17 protein-coding genes are annotated in these 16,654 nt (G+C 70.0%); 10 read left to right on the forward strand and 7 right to left on the reverse strand.

What is annotated here, in order from left to right; genetic code table 11:
* The first annotated feature begins 1 nt into the window (after position 1).
* From QQY66_RS02490 to hemC, 5 genes are all read left to right on the forward strand, one after another.
* Positions 2 to 778, forward strand: coding sequence for an NPP1 family protein (locus QQY66_RS02490; RefSeq protein ID WP_301977349.1), 777 nt, complete (start codon positions 2 to 4; stop codon positions 776 to 778).
* Positions 779 to 857: 79 nt separating this feature from the next.
* Positions 858 to 2,441 carry a glycosyl hydrolase family 65 protein gene (locus QQY66_RS02495; RefSeq protein WP_301977350.1) on the forward strand — a complete coding sequence of 528 codons (1,584 nt, stop codon included), beginning with the start codon at positions 858 to 860 and terminating at the stop codon, positions 2,439 to 2,441.
* Positions 2,442 to 2,479: 38 nt separating this feature from the next.
* Positions 2,480 to 2,998, forward strand: a complete 519-nt coding sequence (locus QQY66_RS02500; RefSeq protein ID WP_301977351.1) for a hypothetical protein — start codon at positions 2,480 to 2,482, stop codon at positions 2,996 to 2,998.
* Positions 2,995 to 3,456, forward strand: a complete 462-nt coding sequence (locus QQY66_RS02505) for a GNAT family N-acetyltransferase (protein WP_301977352.1) — start codon at positions 2,995 to 2,997, stop codon at positions 3,454 to 3,456. Before QQY66_RS02500 ends, QQY66_RS02505 begins: the two co-directional genes overlap by 4 nt.
* A 55-nt stretch (positions 3,457 to 3,511) precedes the next feature.
* Entirely contained in the window at positions 3,512 to 4,447 is a 936-nt protein-coding gene (hemC, locus tag QQY66_RS02510) for a hydroxymethylbilane synthase (protein WP_301977353.1), read from the forward strand.
* Positions 4,448 to 4,450: 3 nt separating this feature from the next.
* Here the strand turns inward: hemC and QQY66_RS02515 are convergent, their stop codons facing one another.
* The 4 genes from QQY66_RS02515 to QQY66_RS02530 all read right to left on the reverse strand — a co-directional run bounded on the left by QQY66_RS02515 (position 4,451) and on the right by QQY66_RS02530 (position 7,265).
* Positions 4,451 to 4,972: a hypothetical protein gene (locus QQY66_RS02515; RefSeq protein WP_301977354.1), complete on the reverse strand. Its 522-nt coding sequence runs from the start codon at positions 4,970 to 4,972 to the stop codon at positions 4,451 to 4,453.
* A 190-nt stretch (positions 4,973 to 5,162) separates the two neighbouring features.
* Positions 5,163 to 6,011: an ABC transporter permease gene (locus tag QQY66_RS02520; protein WP_301977355.1), complete on the reverse strand. Its 849-nt coding sequence runs from the start codon at positions 6,009 to 6,011 to the stop codon at positions 5,163 to 5,165.
* The gene (locus QQY66_RS02525; RefSeq protein WP_301977356.1) at positions 5,971 to 6,813 is read right to left on the reverse strand and encodes an ABC transporter ATP-binding protein; all 843 of its coding nucleotides are present in this window, start codon (positions 6,811 to 6,813) and stop codon (positions 5,971 to 5,973) included. The genes QQY66_RS02520 and QQY66_RS02525 overlap by 41 nt, the downstream gene beginning before the upstream one ends.
* On the reverse strand, positions 6,810 to 7,265 hold the full coding sequence (locus QQY66_RS02530) for a MarR family winged helix-turn-helix transcriptional regulator (RefSeq protein ID WP_301977358.1): 456 nt from the start codon (positions 7,263 to 7,265) through the stop codon (positions 6,810 to 6,812). Before QQY66_RS02530 ends, QQY66_RS02525 begins: the two co-directional genes overlap by 4 nt.
* Positions 7,266 to 7,509: 244 nt before the next feature.
* On the opposite strand from QQY66_RS02530, the gene QQY66_RS02535 reads away from it, so the two are divergent.
* Positions 7,510 to 8,301 (forward strand): RNA polymerase sigma factor SigF, encoded by a 792-nt coding sequence (locus tag QQY66_RS02535; protein ID WP_301977359.1) that lies wholly within the window; start codon positions 7,510 to 7,512, stop codon positions 8,299 to 8,301.
* 36 nt (positions 8,302 to 8,337) lie between these two features.
* Here the strand turns inward: QQY66_RS02535 and QQY66_RS02540 are convergent, their stop codons facing one another.
* Positions 8,338 to 8,658 (reverse strand): ANTAR domain-containing protein, encoded by a 321-nt coding sequence (locus QQY66_RS02540; protein ID WP_301977360.1) that lies wholly within the window; start codon positions 8,656 to 8,658, stop codon positions 8,338 to 8,340.
* 140 nt (positions 8,659 to 8,798) lie between these two features.
* On the opposite strand from QQY66_RS02540, the gene QQY66_RS02545 reads away from it, so the two are divergent.
* Positions 8,799 to 9,602 (forward strand): VOC family protein, encoded by an 804-nt coding sequence (locus tag QQY66_RS02545; protein WP_301977361.1) that lies wholly within the window; start codon positions 8,799 to 8,801, stop codon positions 9,600 to 9,602.
* 11 nt (positions 9,603 to 9,613) lie between these two features.
* Here the strand turns inward: QQY66_RS02545 and glgX are convergent, their stop codons facing one another.
* Together glgX and QQY66_RS02555 are read right to left on the reverse strand one after the other, a co-directional pair.
* On the reverse strand, positions 9,614 to 11,758 hold the full coding sequence (glgX, locus tag QQY66_RS02550) for a glycogen debranching protein GlgX (RefSeq protein ID WP_301977362.1): 2,145 nt from the start codon (positions 11,756 to 11,758) through the stop codon (positions 9,614 to 9,616).
* Complete coding sequence (locus QQY66_RS02555) at positions 11,755 to 12,267, reverse strand: pep a2 (protein WP_301977363.1); 513 nt, start codon at positions 12,265 to 12,267, stop codon at positions 11,755 to 11,757. Before QQY66_RS02555 ends, glgX begins: the two co-directional genes overlap by 4 nt.
* A 267-nt stretch (positions 12,268 to 12,534) precedes the next feature.
* Between QQY66_RS02555 and QQY66_RS02560 the strand changes: the two genes are divergently transcribed.
* The 3 genes from QQY66_RS02560 to treS all read left to right on the forward strand — a co-directional run bounded on the left by QQY66_RS02560 (position 12,535) and on the right by treS (position 16,627).
* Positions 12,535 to 12,834, forward strand: coding sequence for a DUF5133 domain-containing protein (locus QQY66_RS02560; protein WP_301977364.1), 300 nt, complete (start codon positions 12,535 to 12,537; stop codon positions 12,832 to 12,834).
* A 92-nt stretch (positions 12,835 to 12,926) separates the two neighbouring features.
* Positions 12,927 to 14,912, forward strand: coding sequence for an alpha-1,4-glucan--maltose-1-phosphate maltosyltransferase (locus tag QQY66_RS02565; RefSeq protein WP_301977365.1), 1,986 nt, complete (start codon positions 12,927 to 12,929; stop codon positions 14,910 to 14,912).
* The gene (gene treS, locus QQY66_RS02570; RefSeq protein ID WP_301977366.1) at positions 14,909 to 16,627 is read left to right on the forward strand and encodes a maltose alpha-D-glucosyltransferase; all 1,719 of its coding nucleotides are present in this window, start codon (positions 14,909 to 14,911) and stop codon (positions 16,625 to 16,627) included. Before QQY66_RS02565 ends, treS begins: the two co-directional genes overlap by 4 nt.
* Positions 16,628 to 16,654 lie beyond the last annotated feature (27 nt).

The raw sequence follows: 16,654 nt of genomic DNA on the forward strand, positions 1-16,654 counted from the left end.
AGTGTCGTCGAAGAAGTCCGCCGTACACCACCGGAGATGGCTCACCGGCCTGGGCGGTGCCGTCGCTCTCGTCGTCGCCATCCCCACCACCGCATTCGCGGCTCCCCCCACAGCGCTGCCCGCCAACGCGGAGTCGGCCGAGCAGACGTACCAGCCCGCGTTCGACTACGACACGGACGGCTGCTACTCCACTCCGGCCATCGGCCCGGACGGCACCCTCAACGGCGGCCTCAACCCGACCGGTGCCCTGAACGGCAACTGCCGGGACGCCTCGGACCTGAACAACACCAACGGGTACTCGCGCTACAAGTGCAACAACGGCTGGTGCGCCTACATGTACGGCCTGTACTTCGAGAAGGACCAGGCCGTCGCGGGCAGCAGCATCGGCGGGCACCGGCACGACTGGGAGCACGTCGTCGTGTGGGTGCAGAACAACGCGGTGCGGTACGTGTCGACCTCGAACCACGGCTCGTTCACCGTCAGCGCCGCCTCGTCGGTCCGCTTCGACGGCACGCACGCGAAGATCGTCTACCACAAGGACGGCATCAGCACGCACTGCTTCCGCCTGGCGAACTCGAACGACGAGCCGCCGGAGAACCACGAGGGCACCTGGCAGTACCCGCCGCTGGTCGGCTGGAACGGCTACCCTTCGGGCGTCCGCGACAAGCTCGTCGCGGCCAACTGGGGCAGCGCGAACTTCGGCCTGAAGGACGGCAACTTCAACTCCCACCTGGCCTCGGCGAAGCCGTCCGGAATCGCGTTCGACCCCAACGCCTGATCCCGGCACCGAGCACCGGCCCGCTCGTTCTCCAGGCTTCCGGAGCCACCCCGGCTCCGGGAGTCCGGGAGGACGGCACATGGCGGTCGACGAGCAGCAGCGGATCTCACGGCGGCGTTTCCTGGCCGCGCTGGGAACGGCCGGTTCCGGCGCCGTCCCCGTGCGTGCGCGGGCCGCGGCCGTGGGGAACGGCTACACCATGCCCTCCCTCGTCTTCGAAGACCCGGCCACCCAGCGGCGGCTCGGCGCCCTGTACGCGCAGGCACTGTCGGACCTCGCCGGCGCGCACACCGTCCCCGCCGACCCGTCGGTGTACGACAGGGCCGGACTGCTCGCCCACCCGCCCGGCACCGTCGTACGGGCCGGTGGCGGGTATCCCGCACCGCAGCGGTGGACCCGGGACGCGGCCGTCAACGCGTGGCATGCGGTGAGCCTGCTGGCGCCGGAGGTCGGACGCAACACGCTGTGGTCGGTCGTCGAGCGCGGCCCGGACGGGCTGATCGTCCAGCAGGACAACCAGTGGTGGGACCAGATCGTGTGGGTCCCGGCCGCCTGGCACCACTACCTCGTCACCGGCGACCGAGCCTTCCTCGCCAAGGCGTACGAGACGTCCGTCAACACCCTCGCCGCGCGCCGGGCGCGTGACGCCGACGCCTCCCACGGCCTGTTCCGCGGACCCGGCTTCATGAACGACGGGATCTCCGGTTACCCGGACCCGCCCGCGTCGGACCGCGTCCGCTCCTCGTTCGTCCTCGACCATCCGGGCACCGACCGTCTGATGTGCCTGTCGACCAACTGCCTCTACTACGGCGCCCAGTCGGCCCTGGCCGCCATGGCGGACGTACTCGGAAAGCCGGACCGGGCGGCGTCCTCGCGTGCGGACGCCGCAAAGCTGCGCCGGGCCGTCGACCGGCATCTGTGGCGGCCCGAAGCCGGAACATACGCCTACCTCCTGCATGGCAACGGGCAGACGGACACGTCGCAGGAGGGCGCCGGGCTCGCACTGGCCCTTGCCCTCGGTGTCGCGGACCGCGACCAGGCCCGTCAGGTCCTGGACACCACCCACTGGCAGCCGCACGGCATCGTCAACGTCTGGCCGCACTTCCCGCGTTTCGACGACACCAGACCCGGGCGGCACAACGTCATGGTCTGGCCGATGGTGCACGGCCTGTACGGACAGGCCGCCGCCGGCGCGGGCCGCACCGATCTGTTCGCACGCGCGGTGGACCTGCTCGCCGCCCTCTTCTCCGGCACCGGTTTCCACGAGCTGTACGACTCGGTGAGCGGAGCCGTCGACGGTGGCTGGCAGGCCGGTGGGAGCGGACGCGCCGAGCACTTCGTGTCGCAGCCCGATCAGACCTGGTCGGCGACGGCGTATCTGCGGCTGCTGCACGAGGGCCTGTTCGGGCTGACCTTCACCGAGGACGCGCTTCGGCTGCGCCCCTGTCTGCCCGAGGGGTGGGGTCCGGTGAGCCTGCGCGGACTGCGCTACCGGGGCATGACGCTCGACATCGCCTTGACCGGGTCCGGCAGCCGGGTGCGGTCCTGCACGGTCGACGGACGCGGCGGCGAACCCGTGGTGGCCGCGGACGGGACGGGGCATCACACGGTCGAGCTTGTGCTCGACGGCGATCTGCTGGAGCCCGGCGAGCACCTCTCGTGACAGTGGACGATCAAGCCGCCGCACCCGATGATGGACGCATGGATCTTCACGAAAAGCTCCCCTCGGCGATCGACACCACGTCCCTGCTCGGCCTGTCCGAGGGCCATCACGGGCGCGCCACCCGGCCGTTGGGCACGCGAGAGATCGCCGGTCACCTGGTGAAGTCGTACGCCATCGAGGCGCCCGGCCGTACGGTGACCGAGCGGGACGCCGAAACCGCGCTGCGGATCGCCGAAGACCACCTGGCGCTGGGCCGGTTGCGTGGATCGCTCGGACTCGCCGTGCTGATCGTGCACGCGGGCGGCGACGGGGACTACGTGCTGGTCCACACATGGATCGAGGGCTGCATGTCCGATCTCGCCGTGTTCGCCGGCCCGGTGGGGCAGCCCGAGTTGCTGCGGCCCGGGCGGGCCGGGCTGACCCCGTGCGTGTGGGAGGCGGCCGTGCTGTCGTACGAACGGGATGTCTACGCGCGGCGCGTCCTCGACGGTACGGGGACGGTCGCGGACCGTCTCGCCGCCTGGAGCGCGGACACCGTCGAGGCGGACTTGCGGTGACTTTGCGCGTCAGACCCGCCGAGCCCGCCGATCTGCAGCGCGTGGCCGAACTCGCCGCCCAGCACGCGGCCTACGAACGCGCCACGCCACCCGCCCCCGACCTCGCCGCACGGCTCGCGGGGCTGCTCTTCGGCACCCCGGCACCGCGCCTGCGCTGCCTGGTGGCCGAACTGCCCGGCGGCGAACTGGTCGGCTACGCCACCTGCGCGCTCGAGATCTCCACCTGGGAGGGGAGCGAGTACCTCCACATGGACTGCCTCTTCCTCGCCCCCGGCCATCGCGGCCTCGGCCTCGGTCCACTGCTGATGGACGCGGTGGTCGACGAGGCCCGGCGGCTGGGCATCACCGAGGTCCAGTGGCAGACACCCGCCTGGAACGAGGGTGCGGTCCGCTTCTACGACCGGTTGGGCGCCCGGGCGAAGGACAAACTCCGGTACAGCCTCCAGGTCGTCGGCTGACGGCGGTCGAGCCGTCCGCGCCTGGCGGATCACGCGGAGGGTCTATCGTGTCCGCATGCCCGTGCCCGATCTGATTCGTATCGTCTCCCGGGACTCGCCGATGGCGCTCGCCCAAGTGGAGCGTGTCCGCGCCGAGTTGACCGCCGTCCATCACGGTGTACGCACCGAGGTCGTGCCGGTGAAGACCACCGGCGACAAGTGGCTCGGCGATCTGTCGAAGGTCGAGGGCAAGGGGGCGTTCACCAAGGAAGTGGATGCCGCGCTGCTGGCCGGCGAGGCCGATCTCGCGGTGCACTGCGTGAAGGACGTGCCCGCCGACCGCCCCCTCCCCGCGGGCACGGTGTTCGCGGCGTTCCTGAAGCGGGACGACATCCGTGACGCCCTCGTCCATCCCGGCGGCCTCACCCTGGACGAGCTTCCCTCCGGCACCCGGATCGGCACCTCCTCGGTGCGCCGGGTCGCCCAACTGGCCGCCACCCACCCGCACCTGCAGTGCGTGCCGTTCCGCGGCAACGCCAACCGGCGCCTGGCGAAACTGGCGGCCGGTGACGCGGACGCGCTGCTGCTGGCGGTCTCCGGGCTGGAACGCATCGACCGACGCGATGTGATCAGCGAGGTGCTCTCCCCCGAGGTCATGATGCCGCCGATCGGCGCGGGCGTTCTCGCCCTGCAGTGCCGGGAGGGCGACACCGAGCTCATCGACGCGGTCAGCGCCCTCGGTCATCCGGACACGCATCGGGAGGCCACCGCGGAGCGTATGTTCCTGCACGTTCTGCAAGGACACTGCAACAGCCCGATCGCCGGATACGCACAGGTCGACCGAAGTGGCGAACTGTCCCTGCGTGCCTGTGTGTTCACGCCCGACGGCAAGACCCGCCTCAACGCCCACGAATGGGCCGGGCGGCTCGACCCCGCCACCCTCGGCACCTCGGTCGCCGTGGCGCTGCTGCGTCAGGGTGCCCGCGAGATCATCGACGGCATCCCGCACTGACGCTCAGGCGGTTCCTTCTTCCGCCTGCTCCCGCAGGAAGTTGCTGATCTGGTGCGCCAGACTCTCCCGGCCGGAAGCCGTGTGCGCACCGGCCTGCCCCTCGTCGAGGCCGACGCCGCCCGCCCACAGCCTGCGGTCGGTCCACTCCTCGTCGACCCGCAGCTGGACCTGGACGTCCACCTGGCTCAGGGCGGCTTCGGGACCCGCCGCGAACAGCACGGCGGTGGCGCGGCGCAGCGGGTAGACGTCGAAGCCCTCGATGAACTGCGAGTTGCGCCAGTCGATGAACGCGCTCTCGCCGTCGGGGCCGACCCGCACGTCGATCTGCCCGTCCTCGAGGTGGATCCCGAAGTGCCGCTCGCCGCGGTTCTCGACGGTCACCCGGACAGTGAAGTACGTCAGCCCTTCGGCGGCGTCGTCACGTCCGCGCGGCGGCTCGGCCGCCCGGAGCTGGTGGACGCGGACGCGCAGACCGGCCTGCTCGTCGTACTCCTGCCAGTCCCCGACCACGTTCGGCTCATACACGGTGCACCTCTTCGACCTCAGAGAGCTGCTTCCTATCTGTGCGCTCAGCGCACTGTCAAATGAGCAGAATGGGCTGTGGCCAGCGATTTCGCCCCCTAGATCACTGATCAAGCGCTGCGCAGGAAGAATCCGCCCCCGGACGGTCCGGCCGCCCTCGCGGGCGTGCCGCACATCACGTCCGAAGGCTTGATCAGCGGGCGAGCCGGCCGAGGAGCGCGGAGGCCGCGGTGATGCCGAGTGCGGCGGCCACGACGAGCACCGCGAAGTCGGTCGCCAGGTGTGCTTCGGTACCGAGGAGGAGGCCGCGCAGGGCATCGACCTGATAGCTCAGCGGGTTGACCTTGCTGACCGCCTGGAGCCAGCCCGGCATGACGGAGAGGGGGTACAGGGCGTTGGAGCCGAAGAACAGCGGCATCGTGATGGCCTGCCCGAAGCCCAACAGCCGGTCGCGGCTGAGCACGATCCCAGCGATGGTCATCGACAGGCAGGAGAAGAAGGCCGACCCGAGGACGACGACCGCCGCGACGCCGAGCAGCCGCAGCGGGTTCCAGGTCAGTGCCACGCCGAGCACGGCGGCGATGGCGATCACGACGACGGCCTGGATCAGCGCCTTCACTCCGGCCGCGAACGCCTTCCCGGTGATCAGCGCGGCCCGCGGGGTCGGTGTGACGAGGAGCTTGTTGAGGATCCCGGCGTCGCGTTCCCAGATGATCTGGATGCCGTAGAAGATGGCGATGAACATCGCTGACTGGGCGATGATGCCGGGCGCCAGGTAGTCGATGTAGGGGATGCCCTCGGTGGGGATCGCCTTGAAGCGGGTGAAGGTCTGGCCGAAGATCAGCAGCCACAGGGTGGGCTGGACGGCGCGGGTGTACAGCTCGGTGCGGTCGTGGCGCAGCTTCTGCAGTTCGACGGCGCACATCGCCACGACCCGGGCGGGCAGCAGGCGCCAGCCCGCGCGGGGCTCCGGGGTCTTCAGCAGCAGCCCGAACGCGGGGTCAGCCGGCACGGCGTGCGGTGCGGCGGGTGCTTCGGACATCGCGGAAACCTCCTGACTGGTCGTCGAGGCCGCTGCCGGCGATGTCCCGGAAGACGTCCTCCAGGGTGGGCAGCGTGTCCGTGCCGCGGCGGGCGGCGAGCCCCCGGCGCAGTTCTGCGGGCGTGCCGAGGGCGCGGATGCGGCCGTGGTGCATCAGGCCGACCCGGTCGCAGTACTGGTCGGCCTCGTCCATGTAGTGGGTGGTCACCAGCACGGTCATGCCGGTGGCCGCACGGACGGCGTTGATGTGTTCCCACACGCTGGTCCGCGCGATCGGGTCGAGGCCGATGGTCGGCTCGTCGAGGATGAGCAGCCGGGGCGCGCTGACCAGGGCCTGCGCGAGTTCGAGCCGCCGGATCATGCCGCCGGAGTACGTCCCGGCCAGCCGGTCGGCGGCGTCGGTGAGGCCGACCGCGGCCAGGGCCTGCCGCACACGCTCGGCGCGTTCGCGGCGCGGCACGTCGAAGACGCGGGCGAACAGGGCGACGTTCTCCCGGCCGGTGAGTCCGGCGTCGGCGGACAGCTGCTGCGGGACGTAGCCGAGCAGCCGTCGTACGGCCATACGGTCCTTTGCGGCGTCGTGCCCGAAGACGCGGACCATGCCGGCGGGGACCGGCAGGAGGGTGGTCATGCAGCGGATCGCCGTGGTCTTCCCGGCGCCGTTGGGGCCCAGCAGCCCGAAGCACTCGCCCTCCAGGACGGCCAGGTCGAGCCCGTCCACGGCGTTCGTGTCGCCGAAGGCGTGGGCGAGCCCGGTACAGGAGATGGCGGCGGGCGGCTCGGCTGATGCGTCCGGGGTCATGACTCCTCGGCCTCCTCGTGCAGCTGAACGGCGAGGGTGCGCAGGGCCGGGATCGCCGCCCGGAGCGCCGCGCGGTCCGCCTCGTCGAGCCGGGCCACCTGTTGTCGTACGAGGTCCGCGCGGCGGGTACGCCATTCACGCAGCCGGGTCCGCGCCGCGGGGGTGGGCACCAGGCGCGCGGCCCGGCGGTCGGCCGGGTCCGTCTCGCGGATCAGATAGCCCTCCGTCGCCAGCCGGTTGACCAGCGTCGACACCGAGTTGCTCGCCAGATACAGGTCCTTGGCCGCGTCCGAGATGCCGATGCCGGGGCGGGTCACGACCAGCCGCAGGAGTTCCACTTCCGCTCCGCGCAGCTGTGGTGCGGCCATCTCCCGGCGCAGCCGGCGCCGGATCAGCCGCTGCACGCCGACGAGCGCGTCGGCCAGCTCGTCCGGGAAGGTCTCGTCGTCCATGCGGCCGAGATTAGCTCTCTAACAGAGGTAATTGCCTCCTCATTGCCTCAAGAGCAGGTCAAGAGTCGATATGCACCGAATTGTTTGCATTACCCCGAATGGGGGAATCCACCTTTCAGTGCTTCGGACCGGAGGCACGTCCGTGGAGGCCGGGATTGGTCCCCGGTGCCTTTCGTTCTGGTCCGAGCCCGCGCCTCCCGTGGTGACTGTCCATCCAGCACACCTGCTGAGGGAGGTGCGCACGATGCGTAGCGCCGGCGGAATGAAGCAGCATCCGCATGATGACGCCCCCGACACAGCGGCCGCGTTCGTACGGCTGTCGCAGCTGCCCGAGGGGCCGGCGCGCAGGGCACTCCGGGACGAGTTGGTCGAGGCCTGGCTGCCCATGGCGGAGCGGATCGCCGTCCGCTTCAAGGGGCGCGGAGAGTCCCTGGAGGACCTTTACCAGGTGGCCGCTCTGGGCCTGGTGAAGGCCGTCGACCACTACGACCCGTCGCGTGGCCGGGCCTTCGAGGCGTATGCCGTGCCGACCGTGACCGGGGAGATCAAGCGGCACTTCCGCGACCACATGTGGACGCTGCACGTGCCGCGCCGCGTGCAGGACCTGCGCAACCGGGTCCGGCGTGCGGCGAAGGAGCTGGCCCAGACGACTCCGGGGCGCGCTCCGACCGTCGCCGAGATCGCCGAGCACGCGCAGCTCAGCGAGGACGAGGTACGGACCGGCATGGAGGCCCTGGAGTGCTTCACCGCGCTGTCGCTGGACGCGGAGATGCCCGGCACGGACGGGTACGCGCTGGCGGACGGGCTCGGCGGGCCGGACCCGTCGTACGACGTCGTCGTCGACCGGGTGGCCGCCGGGCCCGTCCTGAAGGCGCTTCCCGAGCGTGAGCGGACCATCCTCTATCTGCGGTTCTTCGGCGGTATGACGCAGAGCCGCATCGCCCAGCAGCTCGGGATCTCGCAGATGCATGTCTCCCGGCTGCTCAGCGGCTGCTGCGCCCGACTGCACGAGGAACTCCTCGTCGAGGCCCGCTGACCGTGGCCGCGGGCCTCGACGCACACCGTTCCCGGCTCACCGCTCCGGCGGTGCGCCGGGGATCTCCGTGGGGCCGTAGCGGTCCAGGCCCTCTTCCAGTTCCACCCTGATCTCCAGCGGGATGACGCCGCTGCGGCCCCAGATCAGGATGAGTTCCGCGACATTGCGCAGTTTGATGTTCGTGTGCTGGGAGATGTCCTTGAGGATCTTCCAGCCCTCGCCCGGAGTCACCCGGCCGAGCGCGACGATCATGCCGATCGCCTGGTCCACGACAGCGTGCGAGGCGACCGCTTCCTTGAGTTGATCGACCTCTTCCTGCAGCTCGAAGATCCGCTCCGAGCCCCCGTCGGTGGGCATGGGCACCTCCGGTCGGTTGCGCCGATCTGCCGTTTCCGACTCTACGCCTGGGTACTCGGCAGGCGCCCGGAGCGGTTCCGGTTGGACACTGGTACGACCACCGGTGGGCTGCCGGTCGACGAGACCAGGACGCGACTGCAATGAACAAAGACATCACACTCTCCCGTGGTGCGACGGACGTCGTCTCCACCCACTCCGTGTTCGGCGCGCCCTGCTGGGTGAGCCTGACCAGCCGCGATCTCGAGGCCACCGAGTCGTTCTACGCGGCGGTGCTGGGCTGGCGCTGGCGCACGGCCAAGCTCGGCGACCGCTTCCGCGTGGCCCTGGCGGGCGGCACACCGGTCGCCGGGATCGCCGGGGTCGCCACGATGTGGCAGATGGCCGTGGCGTGGACGCCCTACTTCGCCGTGCCCAGCGCGGACGAGGCCGTGGCCCGCGCGCAGGAGCGCGGCGGCACGGTGGCGGTGGGCCCGATCTCCTTTCCGCCCGGGCGTGCGGCGCTGCTGGCCGACCGGGACGGCGCCACCTTCGGGATCTGGGAGGGCGAGCTGGTCGGCAACTGGGAGACCTGGCGTCGCTCGGCACCGACCTTCATCCGGCTGCACACCCGCGACGCCTTCGACTCCGCCATCTTCTACGGCGAGGTCCTCGACTGGGCGTCGGACCGCCCGGGCTGCTGCGAGGTCCACTACGAGGGCGGCGAGGTCGTCCTGCGCAGCGGTGGCGATGTCGTGGCCCGCATCGAGTCGGGGGCGCTGGGGACGGCCCCGGACCCCACGATCCGGCCGCACTGGCAGGTCCACTTCGCGGTCACGGACGTCGCGGCCTGCGCCCGGGCCGCGGAGCTGAACGGCGGCAGCGTGCTGTCGGAGAGCGCCGAGGAGGCCGTGCTGCGCGACGCCGACGGCGCGCAGTTCACGGTGACCTCGCGGCGGGCCCGCTGATGCGCTGATCCTCAGCCGGCCGAGTGGGAGGGCCGCGACAGCAGGACCAGGCTGCGCGCCTCGACGGTCATTCCGGTGCCCGCCTTGTGCTCCGACTCGTCGGGAGCGCCCGGCTCGGCGGTGTCGATCAGAGTCGTCCAGCGCTCGCCGTAGGTGACGTCCGGCAGCTGGAATTCGACCGGCTCCCAGTAGCTGTTGAGCAGCAGCAGGAACGAGTCGTCCACGACGGGCCGGCCGCACGGGTCGGGTTCGGCGATGGCGTCTCCGTTGAGGAACACACCGACGGAGTGCGCGTCGGAGCGCCGCCAGTCCGCGTCCGTCATCGCCTGCGCGTCCGGCAGCAGCCACACCAGGTCGGGCACCGGCTGGCCGGCGTGGGTGACGGTCTCGCCGCGGAAGAACCGGCGGCGGCGCAGTACGGGGTGGTCGGCGCGCAGACCGATGACGTACCGGGTGAAGTCCAGCAGGTCCTGCTGCTCCTCGGTCAACCGCCAGTCGATCCAGGAGATTTCGTTGTCCTGGCAGTAGGCGTTGTTGTTGCCGCGCTGGGTGCGGCCCAGTTCGTCGCCGTGGCAGAGCATCGGGATGCCCTGGGACAGCAGCAGCGTGGCCAGGAAGTTGCGCTGCTGCCGGGCACGCAGTTCCCGCACGGCCCGGGCGCGTGTCTCGCCCTCGACACCGCAGTTCCAGGACCGGTTCGTGCTCTCACCGTCGCGGTTGCCCTCGCCGTTGGCCTCGTTGTGCTTGTCGTTGTACGACACGAGGTCGCGCAGCGTGAACCCGTCATGGGCGGTCACGAAGTTGACGCTGGCGCGCGGCCGGCGCCTGTTGTGCTGGTACAGGTCGGCCGAGCCCGTCAGCCGTGAGGCGAACTCGCCCAGCGTATGCTCCCCGGCCCGCCAGAAGTCCCGTACGGCATCGCGGTACTTGCCGTTCCACTCCGACCACAGCGGCGGGAAGTTGCCGACCTGGTAGCCGCCCTCCCCCACGTCCCAGGGCTCGGCGATCAGCTTGACGCGGCTGATCACCGGGTCCTGCTGGATCAGGTCGAAGAAGGCCGACAGCCGGTCCACCTCGTGGAACTGCCGGGCCAGCGTCGCCGCGAGGTCGAAGCGGAAGCCGTCGACATGCATCTCCGTGACCCAGTACCGCAGCGAGTCCATGATCAGCTGGAGCACGTAGGGGTGCCGCATCAGCAGGCTGTTGCCGGTGCCGGTGGTGTCGTAGTAGTGGGTCCAGTCGCCGTCCACCAGGCGGTAGTACGAGGCGTTGTCGATGCCGCGGAAGGAGAGGGTGGGGCCCTTCTCGTTGCCCTCGGCGGTGTGGTTGTAGACGACGTCCAGGATCACTTCGAGCCCGGCCGCGTGCAGCGCCTTCACCATCGCCTTGAACTCGGTGACCTGCTGGCCGCGGGTGCCGTGGGCGGCGTAGGCGTTGTGCGGGGCGAAGAAGCCGATGGTGTTGTAGCCCCAGTAGTTCGACAGGCCGCGGTCGCTGAGCACGCCGTCCTGCACGAACTGGTGCACCGGCATCAGCTCCACGGCGGTCACGCCGAGGGAGGTGAGGTGCTCGACGATCGCGGGGTGGGCGAGCCCGGCGTAGGTGCCGCGCAGGTCGGGGGGCACTTCGGGGTGGGTGCGGGTGAGGCCCCGGACATGGGCCTCGTAGATCACGGTGTCGGCGTACGGCCGTCGGGGCGGGCTGTCGTCGCCCCAGTCGAAGGCCGGGTCGGTCACCACGCCGAGCATGGTGTGTCCGGCGCTGTCGGCCGGGGCGGGTCCGTTCGCCGCCCGCTCGAAGAGGGAGGCGTGGTTGTCGACCTGTCCGTCCACGGCCCTGGTGTACGGGTCGAGGAGCAGCTTCTTCGGGTTGCACCGGTGGCCCGCGGCGGGGGCCCAGGGGCCGTGCACCCGGTAGCCGTAGCGCTGGCCGGGGCCGACGCCGGGGAGATAGCCGTGCCAGACGAAGCCGTCGACCTCGGTGAGCGGGACCGTCCGGTGGGTGCCGTCGTCGTCGACCAGGATCAGCTCGACGCGTTCGGCGACTTCGCTGAAGAGCGCGAAGTTGGTGCCCTTCCCGTCGAAGGCGGCACCCAACGGGTAGGGGTGCCCGCTCCACGCGGGCACCCCTGACTTCCGCTTCCGCTTCGCGGTCACCGGGCCTCCTCCAGGGCGCCGTCCGCCGTACGCACGGAGCCGGCGAGGACCGCCGCCGGCACCTCGCGGGGCACCTGGAGGACCTCCCGCAGGCTCGGCGCGGGGGCCGTCGGCACCAGCGGGACGCGTGCGCCGGCGCGGGCGCGCTGGGAGAACCAGATGACCTTGCTGCCGGTGTCCGTGGCGCAGCAGCCCCAGCCGTCGCTGGTGGCGGCGAGCCGTTCGAGGCAGGCGCGCAGATCCTGGTCGGGGCGCAGATCCCGGTCGTTGTCCCCGACGGCCGTGATGAGGTGCTGGCCGTTCCACCACATCTCGATCGACGTGTTCTTGTCCGTCGCGTGCTCGTCGATCGCCTTCAGCAGCATCTCGGCGCCGCCGCAGACCGGCTCGACGAGGGTTTCGAGGTCCCAGAACCTGAGGTGAGCTGCCAGGATGCGCCTGACCTGTCCGACGCGTTCCGGGCTGACTTCCACATCGAGGTGGTAGTAGCAGGCACTTGCGGTCTTCATCGTCGTTGGCTCCTCACCGGCGAAGCTCGCGCTCCTCCTCGTCCCTGCGGAACGGGCCCGAATACGAAGCGTGAGCGTTGATCGCTTCTGAGTCACCTCAAGAGTGGGAGCGCTACGCCATTCGTGCAACACGAGCGCACATCCGAGACGGGTGAGGCACATCCGAGGTGGTTGAAGGTCCAACAAGACGTTGAGTCATCGCGCGTGCACCATGTGTGAAGGCCCCGTCCGTGTGTCGGAGCCGCGATCCGGAGGTGAATCTGCGCCATGCTGCTCCCCGCCAAAGCCGAGGTGGCCCGGCAACTGCAGCGGTACCGGGCCTGGGAACGAGCGATGCTCGCGGCTCCCGCCGACCGTACGGTGCGGGCCACCTTCGAGGACTCGGGGTACACCCTCTGCGTCCTGATGGGCAAGCGGTGCGCGCGCGAGGCCGCCGACGCCGCCGAACGCTATCTGCGCACCGGCATGGTCACCTACCTGCGGGAACAGACCGGACGGGTCGGGCGGAGCGGTACCCGGCGGCGAGGTCCGCCGTGGCGGCGGAGGCGTTCCCCGGCGGGGAGATAGACCGGGAGGCAGGCGGAGCCCCTTCCGGCGCAGTTCTGAAACCACCGGCCGGGCGGCGTGCCCGGCCACGAGCATGGCGGAGGTGTCATCCCATGAGTCCCACTCCGGCCATCGGCCGCATTCCTGTCCTCGGCGTCCGTCCGGCCGTGGAGTGCGGCAGGCACCCCGCCAAGGCGGTCGCGGGGGAAACCTTCCAGGTCACCGCCACCGTGTTCCGCGAGGGCCATGACGCGGTCGCCGCGAACGTCGTCCTGACGGACCCCGAGGGCCGACCCGGCCCCTGGACACCCATGCGGGAGCTGGCGCCCGGCTCCGACCGCTGGGGCGCCGACGTCACACCGGACGCGGTGGGCCGCTGGACGTATCACGTCGAGGCCTGGAGCGACCCGGTCGCCACCTGGCGCCACACCGCCCGCATCAAGGTGCCGGCCGGGATCGACACCGGCCTGGTTCTGGAGGAGGGCGCCGAACTGTACCGCCGGGTGGCAGCAGGCGTGCCTGCGGACGCGGGCCGGGCGACGGTACTGACGGCAGCCAAGGCGATGCTCGACGACTCGCTGCCGTCCGCCGTGCGCCTGGCGGCGGCCTTCGGGCCGGAGGTGGACGGGGTGCTGTCGCGGTATCCGCTGCGGGAGTTGGTGACGGCGTCGGAGGCGTTGCCGTTGCTGGTGGAGCGGGAGCGGGCGCTGTTCGGGTCGTGGTACGAGTTCTTCCCGCGTTCGGAGGGCACGCCGGAGTATCCGCATGGGACGTTCCGGTCGGCGGCGCTGCGGCTGCCGGTGATCGCGTCCATGGGCTTCGACGTGGTGTATCTGCCGCCCGTCCATCCGATCGGCAGGACGTTCCGCAAGGGCCGCAACAACACCCTCGACCCGAGTGCTCAGGATGTGGGGGTGCCGTGGGCGATCGGGTCGCCGGAGGGCGGGCACGACGCGGTCCATCCGGAGCTGGGGACGTTCGAGGACTTCGACTGGTTCGTGGCCCAGGCGCGTTCGCTGGGGATGGAGGTGGCGCTGGACTTCGCGTTGCAGTGTTCGCCGGATCATCCGTGGGTGCACAAGCATCCGGAGTGGTTCCATCACCGCCCGGACGGGTCGATCGCGTATGCGGAGAATCCGCCGAAGAAGTACCAGGACATCTATCCGATCGCGTTCGACGCGGACATGGACGGGCTGGTCGCGGAGACGCTGCGGGTGCTGCGGTTGTGGATGGGCCATGGGGTGCGGATCTTCAGGGTGGACAATCCGCACACCAAGCCGGTGGTGTTCTGGCAGCGGGTGCTGGCGGACATCGGGCGCACCGACCCGGATGTGATCTTCCTGGCGGAGGCGTTCACTCGTCCGGCGATGATGCACACGCTGGCGCAGATCGGGTTCCAGCAGTCGTACACGTATTTCACCTGGCGTAACGGCAAGCAGGAGCTGACGGAGTATCTGACGGAGCTGTCGGGTGAGGCGGCGGCGTACATGCGGCCGAACTTCTTCGTCAATACGCCGGACATTCTGCATGCGTATCTGCAGCAGGGCGGGCGGCCGGCGTTCGAGGTGCGGGCGGTGCTGGCGGCCACCCTGTCGCCGACCTGGGGCGTGTACAGCGGCTACGAGCTGTGCGAGAGGGTTCCGCTGCGCGAGGGCAGCGAGGAGTACCTCGACTCGGAGAAGTACCAGCTCAAGCCCCGCGACTGGGAAGCGGCCGAACGCGCGGGGGCCACCATCACCCCACTGATCACCCAACTCAACACCATCCGGCGACGCCACCCCGCACTGCGAAGGCTCAGGAACCTCACCTTCCACGAGACCGACAACAATGCCCTCATCGCGTACAGCAAACGCACGGGCGACGACACGGTGATCGTGGTCGCGAACCTCGACCCTCACCACGCCCAGGAGGCCACGGTCTCGTTGGACATGCCGCAACTCGGCCTGGACTGGCACGAGTCGGTGTCCGTGCACGACGAGCTGTCGGGTGAGACATACCGGTGGGGCAGGACCAACTACGTCCGCCTGGAGCCCGGCCGGGCTCCCGCGCATGTGCTCCACGTGGAGCGGGCGCCCAACGGAGGGTCGGCAGCGTCATGACCGTCAACCAGCCCGTCCCGGACACCTTCGAGGACACTCCGGCCAGGGACCGCGACCCGGACTGGTTCAAGCGAGCGGTCTTCTACGAGGTCCTCGTCCGCTCCTTCCAGGACAGCAACGGCGACGGCGTCGGTGACCTCCGCGGCCTGACCGCCAAGCTGGACTATCTCCAGTGGCTGGGCGTGGACTGTCTCTGGCTGCCGCCCTTCTTCCAGTCGCCCCTGCGGGACGGCGGTTACGACGTCTCCGACTACACGGCCGTCCTGCCGGAATTCGGTGACCTCGCCGACTTCGTGGAATTCGTCGACGCCGCCCATCAACGCGGTATGCGCGTCATCATCGACTTCGTCATGAACCACACCAGCGACCAGCACCCGTGGTTCCAGGAGTCCCGCATCAATCCCGACGGGCCGTACGGCGACTACTACATGTGGGCCGACGACGACAAGCAGTTCCAGGACGCCCGGATCATCTTCGTCGACACCGAGGCCTCCAACTGGACCTTCGACCCGGTCCGGGGCCAGTACTTCTTCCACCGGTTCTTCTCCCACCAGCCGGACCTGAACTACGAGAACCCGGCCGTCCAGGAGGAAATCCTGGCCGCCCTCAGGTTCTGGCTGGACCTGGGCATCGACGGCTACCGGCTCGACGCCGTGCCGTATCTGTACGCGGCCGAGGGCACGAACTGCGAGAACCTCCCCGCCACGCACCAGTTCCTGAAACGTGTCCGCCGTGAGATCGACGCGCTGTATCCGGACACCGTGCTGCTGGCGGAGGCGAACCAGTGGCCGGAAGACGTCGTCGACTACTTCGGCGACTACGCGTCGGGCGGGGACGAATGCCATATGGCCTTCCATTTCCCGGTCATGCCGCGGATCTTCATGGCCGTACGCCGGGAATCCCGCTACCCGGTCTCGGAAATCCTCGCCAAGACCCCGGCGATTCCCTCCAACTGCCAGTGGGGCGTCTTCCTGCGCAACCACGACGAACTCACCCTGGAAATGGTCACCGACGAGGAACGCGACTACATGTGGGCGGAGTACGCGAAGGACCCGCGTATGCGCGCCAACATCGGCATCCGCCGCCGCCTCGCCCCTCTCCTCGACAACGACCGCCACACGATCGAACTGTTCACGGCCCTGCTGCTCTCCCTCCCGGGCAGCCCGATCCTGTACTACGGCGACGAGATCGGCATGGGCGACAACATCTGGCTCGGCGACCGCGACGCCGTCCGCACGCCCATGCAGTGGACCCCGGACCGCAACGCGGGCTTCTCCACCTGTGACCCGGGCCGGCTGTTCCTGCCGACGATCATGGATCCGGTCTACGGCCACCAGGTCACGAACGTCGAGGCGTCCATGTCCTCGCCCTCGTCGCTGCTGCACTGGACCCGCCGCATGATCGAGATCCGCAAGCAGAACCCGGCCTTCGGCCTCGGCTCGTACACCGAACTGCAGTCCTCCAACCCGGCGGTGATCGCCTTCCTGCGCGAGTACGAGGACGACCTGGTGCTGTGCGTGAGCAACTTCGCGCGGTTCGCGCAGCCCACCGAGCTGGACCTGCGCGAGTTCAGCGGCCGGCATCCCGTTGAGCTCTTCGGCGGAGTCCGCTTCCCCGCCATCGGTGAACTTCCGTACCTGCTGACCCTGGGGGGCCACGGCTTCTACTGGTTCCGGCTCGTCCGAGTCGCATCCCGCATCGGCCGACGCCACTGAGTGGGCGCCGAGGAAAGGACGCGTCAC

Source organism: Streptomyces sp. DG2A-72 (genome assembly GCF_030499575.1).
Lineage (GTDB): Bacteria > Actinomycetota > Actinomycetes > Streptomycetales > Streptomycetaceae > Streptomyces.